This is a genomic window from Acidimicrobiales bacterium (assembly GCA_035533595.1).
GTDB lineage: Bacteria > Actinomycetota > Acidimicrobiia > Acidimicrobiales > Bog-793 > DATLTN01.
Genome location: DATLTN010000002.1, coordinates 26,014 through 35,410, shown reverse-complemented (window position 1 = coordinate 35,410; position 9,397 = coordinate 26,014). Strand labels below are relative to the sequence as shown.

At 72.8% G+C, this 9,397-nt stretch carries 6 protein-coding genes; 1 reads left to right on the top strand and 5 read right to left on the bottom strand.

Features of this window, described 5'->3' with window-relative positions; translation table 11 throughout:
- On the top strand, window positions 1–955 hold a 955-nt coding region (locus VNF07_00220), incomplete at its 5' end, for a hypothetical protein (GenBank protein ID HVB04664.1).
- A gap of 144 nt (window positions 956–1,099) precedes the next feature.
- Here the strand turns inward: VNF07_00220 and VNF07_00215 are convergent.
- Genes VNF07_00215 through VNF07_00195 form a run of 5 tightly spaced genes read right to left on the bottom strand, consistent with a single transcriptional unit; the run spans window position 1,100 to window position 9,338 of the window.
- Entirely contained in the window at window positions 1,100–3,298 is a 2,199-nt protein-coding gene (locus VNF07_00215) for a YfhO family protein (protein ID HVB04663.1), read from the bottom strand.
- Entirely contained in the window at window positions 3,295–4,164 is an 870-nt protein-coding gene (locus tag VNF07_00210) for an NAD(P)-dependent oxidoreductase (protein HVB04662.1), read from the bottom strand. The genes VNF07_00215 and VNF07_00210 overlap by 4 nt, the downstream gene beginning before the upstream one ends.
- The gene (locus VNF07_00205; GenBank protein HVB04661.1) at window positions 4,161–5,729 is read right to left on the bottom strand and encodes a GMC oxidoreductase; all 1,569 of its coding nucleotides are present in this window, start codon (window positions 5,727–5,729) and stop codon (window positions 4,161–4,163) included. Before VNF07_00205 ends, VNF07_00210 begins: the two co-directional genes overlap by 4 nt.
- Window positions 5,726–8,101 (bottom strand): YfhO family protein, encoded by a 2,376-nt coding sequence (locus tag VNF07_00200; protein HVB04660.1) that lies wholly within the window; start codon window positions 8,099–8,101, stop codon window positions 5,726–5,728. Before VNF07_00200 ends, VNF07_00205 begins: the two co-directional genes overlap by 4 nt.
- A gap of 16 nt (window positions 8,102–8,117) precedes the next feature.
- Entirely contained in the window at window positions 8,118–9,338 is a 1,221-nt protein-coding gene (locus VNF07_00195; GenBank protein HVB04659.1) for a glycosyltransferase family 2 protein, read from the bottom strand.
- Window positions 9,339–9,397: the final 59 nt, after the last annotated feature.

Here is a 9,397-nt window from a genome sequence, read left to right as displayed (position 1 = left end):
GTTCGGCGCCGCCGGCGCCACCGGTGCCACGGGTGCGACCGGCGCCCAGGGCCCGACCGGACCGCAGGGCCCGACGGGTGCCACCGGCGCCACCGGCGCTCAGGGCGCCAAGGGCAACATCGGCCTTCAGGGCAACACGGGTGCGACCGGCGCCACCGGGGTCGGCGCTACCGGCGCCACGGGCGCTTCCGGCACCACCGGCCCGCAGGGCCCGATCGGACCGCAGGGCCCAGCCGGCGCAAGCGGGGCCGTCGGTTCCACTGGTGCTCAGGGCAACAAGGGCAACGTCGGCCTGCAGGGCAACACGGGTGCGACCGGCGCTGCCGGTCCTACGGGTGCAGCCGGCCCGACAGGCGGAAAGGGCAACGTCGGCCTGCAGGGCAACACAGGTGCGACCGGCGCCACCGGGGTTGGCGCGACCGGCGCCACCGGGTTGGGTGCCACCGGTGCCACAGGCCCGACGGGAACGATCGGCATCGGCACCTTGGTCGGCGCCACGCAATACGGCACGACTGGCGGCGCCACCTATGCGCTGTCCACCGGCCTGAACACGCTGGACTCGACCAACCTCTCGATGAGCCTCACCGTTCCTTCGACCGGACGGGTGCTCGTGAATGCCGACCTCACCATCTCGGTCTCGACGCTCGTGAGCCTCTCCGGCCCGGTTGAAGTCTCGTGTGGGCTGGTCAAGCACGGGACGTCGACTCAGGTCGGCTTCACGGAGCTCTTGGACACGGTCTCCCAGCCCTCGCTGACCTTCGAGGCGCGCCGCACCGCGAGCTTCCTCCTCACGGGCCTGACCCCCGGGACCCTCCAGCTCGACCTCGCTTGTGGCGTGAACGCGACCTCCGGCCTCTCGAGCGGCCAGGTGATCGCGAGCGCGCCCACCGGTGGACCGACCGGCAACGGGCAGACCGCCGCCGGGCCGGTGGTCATCACCGCCTACGCGGACTGAGCAGGCTCGGGCAACCAAACGGCTGCTCGCAGGGCCTGGCAGGACGGCCAACTGTTGCGATCGGGCATCTCGAGGCGCGCGCGGGGAACGCACCGGGTCCGATGGCGCTCCTGACGTCTCGGCCGCCACGCCGGGCGGGCCGCGCTACCGAGCCGCGCGCCTCCTCCGCCAGCGAGGGAGGACGACGAGCGCGACGAGGGTCACGCCAGCGAGGCTGAAGTACTGCGGGTAGTCACCGGGCGCCGCGTACGTGAACGAGACACGGTGCCGGCCGGCGCCCACGGGCACGGCGACGAGGGCCGGTGCGACCATCTCGGTGGGGACCTGAGCGCCGTCAACCCTTGCCACCCAGCCCGGGTCGAAGGAGGCGGAGAAGACGACGACCGCCGGGCGGATCGCATCGACGGTCCCGGTGATCCTCCCCTCCTCGAGGTTCGGCTCCGAGTTCAGCACGCGCCCGGCGTCGCCGGAGGGCACCGCCCCTGACACGGTCGTCGGCGCGACAGGGGTGGCGCCGTAGGCGATCACCGGATAGGGACCGTGGAGGGGCTGCGTCGAACGGACGAAGTCGGCGGTGTTCTCGCCGATGTTCGCCCGGTTCGCGGCGATCGACCCCTGCGTGTCGACGACACGGAGGTAGCCGACTCCGACCACCTCCCACAGGGCGTAGGGGCCCTCGGTCGCGACGTGCCTCGCCGAGGGGCTCGGCTGCCGGCCCAACGGGAGGATCAGGTAGCGGACGCCGAAGAGCGGGTAGTCGCCGGGGTCGTACTCGTCGAAGTAGGCCTCGGGGTCGGTCATGAGCGACGCGGTGCGGAGGGTGTAGCCGACGATGTCGACGTCGAAGTTGGCCAGGTACTTGAACACCGGGACCTCGCCGACGGCGAAGTTCGGCCCCCAGCTGTCGTTGGGCATCCCCGCGAAGAAGCGGCCGGGACCGAGGGCGAGCGCCTGCGCGACGAGCGTGCCGACCTCCCCACCCTCGGAGGCGTCGGCGGCGATCTGCTGGCGAATGGCGGCCCCGTCCCGGCTGTCGCTCGCGAAGAGCGCGCTCCACGAGGGGGCGAGGACGGTGAGCGCCAGCGCGACGGTGGCGAGGGCGAAGACGGCGCGGCCCTCCCGTCGGGCGAGGAAGGCGGCCGGCGTGCGGGCCAGCCGATTGCGTAACCCCGCCACGGCCGCCGTGATCGCCACCCCGGAGAGGTAGATGCCGCTCAGCTGGACGCCCATCAGAAACCGGCGGAGGAAGAGGTCGCGGCTGCCGGGGAGCACGTCGATGAGCGGCCCGAGCGTCGGCCGCCCGAAGAAGAGGACGAGGCAGGTGACGAAGAGCAGCGCGAGCAGGCGCGTCGTCTCGTCGGCCCTCCACCTGCGGATCGCGACCAGCAGGCCGCCGCCGACGAGGACCGTGAGGACTGGGAGGAAGTGGCCCGAGTCGAAGAGGCTGCCGTCGAACAGCCAGATGAGCACCTGGCGGGCGCCGTAGGAGTCGGCGCTCGCGGTCCCCTGGAGGAACTCGTTCACCGACGCGTAGCCGCTGAACTGCTCGAGCGGCACGATCAGCCATGCGCAGGAGAGGGCTGCGCCGATCCCGATCACGAGCACTCGCCGGAGGCGGCTGCGGAACTCCCCCGGCCGGCAGAGCAAGAGGAGGAGGAGCGGCGCAGCGGTGAGGTAGCCGGACAAGAAGTGGCTAGCGATGGTGAGGCTGGCGAACAGCACGGCGACCGCGTAGCCACGACCGGTGCGGACGGCGCGCGCCGAAAAGCCCCAGGAGAGCGGGAGCATCCACATTCCGAACAGCTGCGCCCAGACGCCGTAGCCGACCCAGAGGTAGCTGATCTGTTCGTAGCCGACGTTCGTCACGCTCGTGAGGAGCGGGGAGACGAGCGCCGCCGCGGCCGCCTGCCAGCGGGTGAGGCCGAGCAGGCGGGCCGAGAGGTAGATGCAGATCGGCCACAGCGAGAGCAGCAGGTAGAGCAGCAGGCTGAAGGCGTGGTCGGGGCCGATCACGAGACCGAGAAGGCCCGCCACCATGGCGCCGAGGCTTTGGTAGTGGAGGAAGAGGGGCGAGCCGAGGCCGAGGTAGGGGAACCAGCCGTCGAGGGGGAAGTGGCCCCGGTCGAACTGCAGCGTCGCGTAGCGGACCATCTGCTCGTGGAAGGAGCTGTCGTTCAACGTCGAGACGACAGAGGCTTCCTGGTGCAAGACGACGAGGTTGACGGCGACGACCGCTGCGACGAGGGCGAGCGGGCCGAGGCGGGCGGGGTCGGCTCGCCTCCGCCCGCCTGCACGGTACGAGGGCGCGGCAGCCGTCGGGGTCGCCGCGAGCCCCGCGGTCATCGCGCGGTCGGGGGGCGGGCGGACGGCCCGAGCGTCGCGGCGAAGTCGAGCTCCCCGAAGGCGACCGGGGAGGGCGACAGTCGCGCCAGCTCGGAGATCGGCACCGGATCCGCGATCGCGAGCAGGCTGTCGGCGCGAAAGCCCGGCCGCAGGCCCGCCGCCTCGAGCAGGTGCAGGAGGTGGTAGGTGGTCGCGCAGGGCAGGGGCACGGTGGCGACGTGCCGGCCGCGGGCCGCGGCGATGCGCCGCACGAGCGAGGTAAGGGTGAGCGGGCTGGCGTGCGCGGCGAAGACCGGACCCTCCGGCACCACCCCTGTGGTGGCGAGCGCGAGCACCACCGCCGAGAGCGTCCGGTCGTCGCTCAAGAAGATGCGCGAGACGCGCCGCGCCGTCGGCACCGGGAGCGCCGGCAGGCGCCCGACCGCGCCTGCGATGGTGCCGAACAGCCCGCCGAGAGTCGGCCCGTAGACGAGCCCGGGGCGGAGCGAGCAGCCGCCGCGCAATGCCACGAGCTCCTCGAGCGCGAGCTTCGCCGCCCCGTAGCGGGAGCGGCAGCCGTGGTGCGCCGAGAGCGACGAGATGTGCACGATGCGGGCGCCCTCCGACGCGGCGGCGTCGAGGAGGGGCAGCGCCCCCTCGACGTTGCGGGTGCGGACCTCGTCGTCGCGGGCAGCGAAGTCCCACGCGGCGTGCACGACCACCGAGACCCCCCGCAGCGACGCGGCAGGGAAGGGCTCGCCGAGCGAGAAGGGCGGGCCGTCCACGCCGGCGCGCGAGAGCGGCAGCACCTCGTGGCCCTCGCCGCGCAGGTGGTCGACGATCTGTCCTCCGAGGTAACCGGAGGCGCCGGTGACGGCGATCCTCACGAGCCCGCCGTCTCGGTCGCGATGCGGTGGGCGTTCGCCATGATCGAGAGGGTGATCGGCCCTCCCGGGATGGTCGGGAAGCAGGCGGCGTCGACGACGTGGACGCGCTCGCAACCGGAGGGCCGGCCGACGAGATCCGACTCGCGGCTCGTCGGAGCAGCGCTCATCGGCACCGAGCTCCCGTAGTGGTAGCCGGCGCCCGGCAGTGCGATCTCCGCGGCGGGGGTGAGGGGGAGCATCCCGAGAGGCGTGAAGTCGTGCAGCAGCTTCTTCTTCAGCCGGGCGACCGCGGCGAGGGCGCGGGTGCGGTCCCCTGCCTCGAGGACGAATCCCTCGCCCTCGAGGCGTGAGGTGATGCGGGTCGAGTCGTCGCTGTGCAGGAAGGCGATCGCAAAGACGAGCTGACGCGTCCCCCGCTCGAGGAGCGGTCCGAGCATCCGCGCGAGGCCCGGTCGCAGGTCACGGACCCGTGCGGGGAGGTCGGCGCTGTAGCCGTAGAGGGAGAGGTGGACCGTCCGCGGGGAGACGGCGGGGCTGTCGAGCAGGCAGAAGGCCTGCGCGAGGGCGTAGCGATCGTCGCCGCGCCGTGGGGCTGGGGTGCCCGCCCAAAGCAGTGGCAGGTAGAGCGTCTGGCTGTCGAGGAGCTCGACGGCCTCGGGGAGAATGCCCGAGCGCTGGAGGATGAAGGTGCTGGAGAGCGCACCCGCCGCGAGGTAGACGCGCCCCGCGACCAGCTCCGAAGGCTCGCCGGAGGCGGCGTCGCGCAGGCCCAGCCGCACCTCGCCACCGGCCTCGGAGAGCCGTTCGACGAGCACCCCGGGGCGGTACTCGATCGCCCCCGAACTGGCCAGCGAGTCGATGCTCTGGCTGGCGCTGTAGATGTGGCCGTACGGGCAGCCCTCGAGGCAGCGGCCGCAGTACACGCAGCCGGAGGCGGGGGCCGGGCGACCGGGGCGCACGGCGAGGCGGGCGGCGCCGACCGTCCAGCCACGCGCGCCGAGCTTCCGATGACGGCGCAGGCGCGAGAGGAGGCGTTCCCCCTCGTCCGAGCGCACGAGGGCGCCGTCGGGCTCCCGGAAGAGGGGATGGCCCGCCGCCAGCTCGTCGTGCTCGGCGGAGAGGGGCATCAGCGCGCCGGCCGCGGCGTAGTGAGGGGCGAGCTCCTCCCAGCCGATCGGCCAGTCGGCGAGGTCCGCCTCCCCGTAGGCGAGGAGCCCGGCCCCCCAGACATTGCTCAGCCCACCCGCCGCGTAGGAGGGGTGGGCGCCCACCCCGATCGCGCGCGGCGCCTGGCCGGGATCCGCGTAGGGGAACTCGGAGCCGAAGAGGCGCTTCTGGCCGAGACCGGCCCCGCGGTCCTTCACGTAGGAGAAGACCTCGAGGTCGTCCGGGCTCCAGTCCTCCGGCGGGGCCATCGCGAGGCGGCGCCGCTTCGCCTCCCGGTCATCTTCCAGCCGCAGGCCCGGCTCGACGACGAGCACGGCGGCCCCCCTCGCGCTGAGGGCGGCGGCCGCCGCCGCTGCAGCGGGGCCCCCGCCGACGACGACGTAGCGCCGCGCGGTCACGAGGCGCGCGCCCGCGCCTCGGAGACGCGGCGCCGGAGACGACTGGCCAACCGGCCGAGGTGAGCGCCGAAGAGGACCGCGAGGAGCGCCAGGAGGTCGAGCGCGAAGAGGAGGTTGTAGTGGGGGTAGCCGTGGTACACGAAGTTGACGAGGTGCGTGCCGGGGGCGACCTCGACCCCCACGAAGGCCGGGGCGATCATCTCGGTGGCTGTGGGGACGCCGTCGACGGTCACCTGCCAGCCCGGGTCGTAGGAGGCCTTCAGCAGGACGACGGCGTCGCGGTTGGCGGTCACCGTCGCCGTGAACGCGCCGGAGTCGAGGGAGTCGACACTGCTCAGCACCGAGCCGGGAGATCCCACCGGGTTGCCGCTGGAGAAGGTGGGGGCCGCCGCGGGGCTCCCGCTGAACGCGACGGTCGGGTAGATCCCCTGGCCGGCGAGGGTGGACCGGAGGAAGCCGACGGTCTGCGCGCCGAGGTCGTTCGCGTTCGCCGAGAGCTCCCCCTCGGTGTCGACGACCTGGACGTAGCCGTGGGAGGCGACGGACCAGAGGACGTACTGTCCTTGCTGCTCGACGCGGCGCGCGGTGACCGGCGGCGCCATCCCCGCCGGCAGGATGAGGAAGCGAATGCCGAAGGCGTCGTAGTCGGCGAGGTTGGCCTCCTGGAAGTCCGCCTCCGGGTCGTTCATCAGCGCCGACGTGCGGAGCGAGAAGCCCACCGCGTCGACGCCGACGTCGGCGAGGTAGATGCACGTCTCGATCTGGCCGACGCGGAAGGTCTGCTCCCACGAGTCGGCGAGCAGACCCCCGAAGATGCGGCCACCACCGAGCGAGCGGGTCGTCGCGATGAGGGAATTCACCTGCGCGCCCTCGGTGGTGTCGAGCGCCCGCTGCGCCGCGATCGAGGCGGCGTTCGCCTGGTCGCGGCTGAGGAGCTGGCTCCACGCCGGGGCGAGCGCGCCGATCACGACCGCGGCGGCGAGCACCGGCTGCCACCAGCGCCGCGGTCGCGCCCCGCTCTCGGTTTCGCGCCGCGCCGCGAGGCGTTGCCAGAGCGACAGCGCGACCTGGCCGATCGAGACAGCGCCCATCCCCGCGAGGAGCATCCCCGCGAGGTGGACGCCCATCACGTAGCGGTGGAGCAGGAGCGTGCTGTTGCCGGGGAGCCGGTCGATCACGAAGCCGAGGGTCGGACGACCGAAGAAGAGGGCGAGGCTGAGCAGCCAGACCCCGACGACGGCGCGCGCCGCCTCGTCGCGACGCCAGCGGGCGATCGCGGAGACGAGACCCACTCCCACGAGGATCGTCACGACCGGGAAGCGGCCGTTGTCGTAGAGGCGGCCGCTGACGAGCCACCCGAGCACGGTGCGGGCCCCGAAGGAGTCGTTCCAGAAGGTGCCGACCTGGAACTCGTTGCCCGCGTTCCAGGTGCTGTAGTGCTCGAGGGGGAGCCACACGTACAAGGTGAGGGCCGCCGCCGCGCCACCGACGACCGCTGCCCACCAGGCGCGCCGGAGGATCCGGGTCGGCCGGATGAGCACGAAGACGACGAGCGAGAGGCCCGCGAGGTAGGCAGTGAGGAAGTGGAAGGCGATCGTCGCGCCGAGGAGGACGACGGCGAGGGCGCGGAACTCGCGGCGGCTGATCGCCCGGTAGCTCGCCCCCCAGGCGAGGGGGAGCACCCAGATCCCCCAGAGCTGGGTCCACATCCCCGACCCGAGCCAGTCGTAGCTCTGCTGCTCGACCCCGTAGCTGCGGGCGCTCACGAAGAGGAGCGCGGTCGCCGAGGCGATCGCCGACGCGTACCGCCCGAGGCCGAAGAGGCGGCCGGACCAGAAGACCGAGAGCGGCAGCAACGCGAAGAGCAGCCACTGCACGATGCCGAACGCGCTGGCAACGCCGATCAGCCTCGCGAGGAGCGCGGTGAGCACCGCGGGGGTGCTCTGGTAGTGGAGGAAGAAGGGCGAGCCGGTGGCGAGGTCGGGGAACCAGCTCCCGAAGGGCAGGTGACCAGCGGCGATGTCCTTCGCCGCGGTCGCGACCGTGAGCAGGTGGACCGACGCGTCGTTCGGGAAGGCGACCTGCAGGCGCTCCGGCTCGAGCGCAATGAGGCCGTAGAGCACCGCTCCGAGGACGAGCAGCAGGTGGCCGTGGCGCGACCACCACGGCGCGCCCGGGAGCGGCTCGTCGGCGGCGAAGGCCCGGCCAAGCGGGCCGAGGCGTTGGTGGAGGCTCCTCGGCCGCGGGACTCGGGGCAAAGGCTCCGACAGGGGTGGTTCGGCCTCGCGGGCGTCGAGCGCTGCCGACTCCTCCGCGCGGCCCCCGGCAGGGGCGGCGATGACGTCGCCGCCGCTCCAGGGGCTCCTCCTCATCGCGACGGCCCCATCGTCAGGTCGGCTCGCCGAGCCAGGTGCCGCGACTGACCCCGATCATGCTGAGGAAGAACGAGGCGAAGCCGATCTGGACGCCGAGGACGAGCCACATCGCGAAGAAGATCACGGCGCGGTCGTCCTGCAGCACCCCGAAGCCCTTCTTCGCCCACTCGACGTACTCGGTGATGCCGCCGCCCAGACCGACGGCGATGAGGAGCCCCGCCACGGCGAGCCCCTGCTCGAGGCGGAGCGACTTGAAGAAGCGGCCGAGCGAGCGGGCGCGCCGTGGCTCCGCGTAGCTCACGACGCGGGCGAAGAGGCCGATGCTGAGGATCTGGAAGCCGAGGGAGGCGAGCACCAGGCCGAAGAGCTCGGCGCGAGTGTCGAGCGGCACCCCCCCGAGGTGCTGCGGGCCGACGAACAGCCAGCTCACGATCGCTACTCCGACCGCGAACAGCAGCGCGCCCGGGGCGATGAACAGGTAATTGGGTGCGCACATCAACAAAAAGCTGAGGTGCCGCCAGCCGTCCGGGATCGTCCGCAGGTGGGGCGGCCGGTCCCGGGCATCGGCGCGCACCGTGATCGGCACCTCGCCGATGCGCAGGTGCTGACGGACGGCCTTCACGACCATCTCGGGGCAGAGCTCGAAGCCGGTCGTGCGGGTGTCCATCTTCTGGAACGAGGAGCGGGTGAAGGCGCGCATCCCGCACTGTGCGTCGTGCACCCTCGGGTGGAAGAGCAGCCGCAACAGGCCCGAGAGCATCGGGTTGCCGATGTAGCGGTGGCTCCAGCTCATCGCCCCCGGGGCGATCACGCCGCCGAAGCGGTTGCCCACCACGAGGTCGAAGCCCTCGTCGAGCTTCTCGACGAAGCGGCCGAGCTCGCGGAAGTCGTGCTGGCCGTCGGCGTCGCCGGCGACGATCTGCTCGCCGTCGGCCGCCGCGACGCCACCGCGCAGCGCGCTGCCGTAGCCCTTGGCGCTCACCTGCACGACGCGCGCCCCGTGCTCGGTGGCGAGGCCCACCGAGCGGTCCGTCGAGCCGTTGTCGGCGACGACGACCTCGCCCTTCGCGCCGAGCGCCGCCAGCCCCTCGAGGGCCTCGTCGACGCAGCCCGCGATCGACCGCTCCTCGTTGAGGCAGGGGATCACGACCGAGATCCGGAGCCCGCCCGCCTCCCCTTCGCCGAGCGCCGCGGGCTCCGTCGCCGGCGGCTGCGAGAGTTCAGTTGTCGTCAACGGACCACCCTGGGTCTAGGTCGCGCAGCAGTTCTACCGCGCCGCTGGCCACGCGGGAA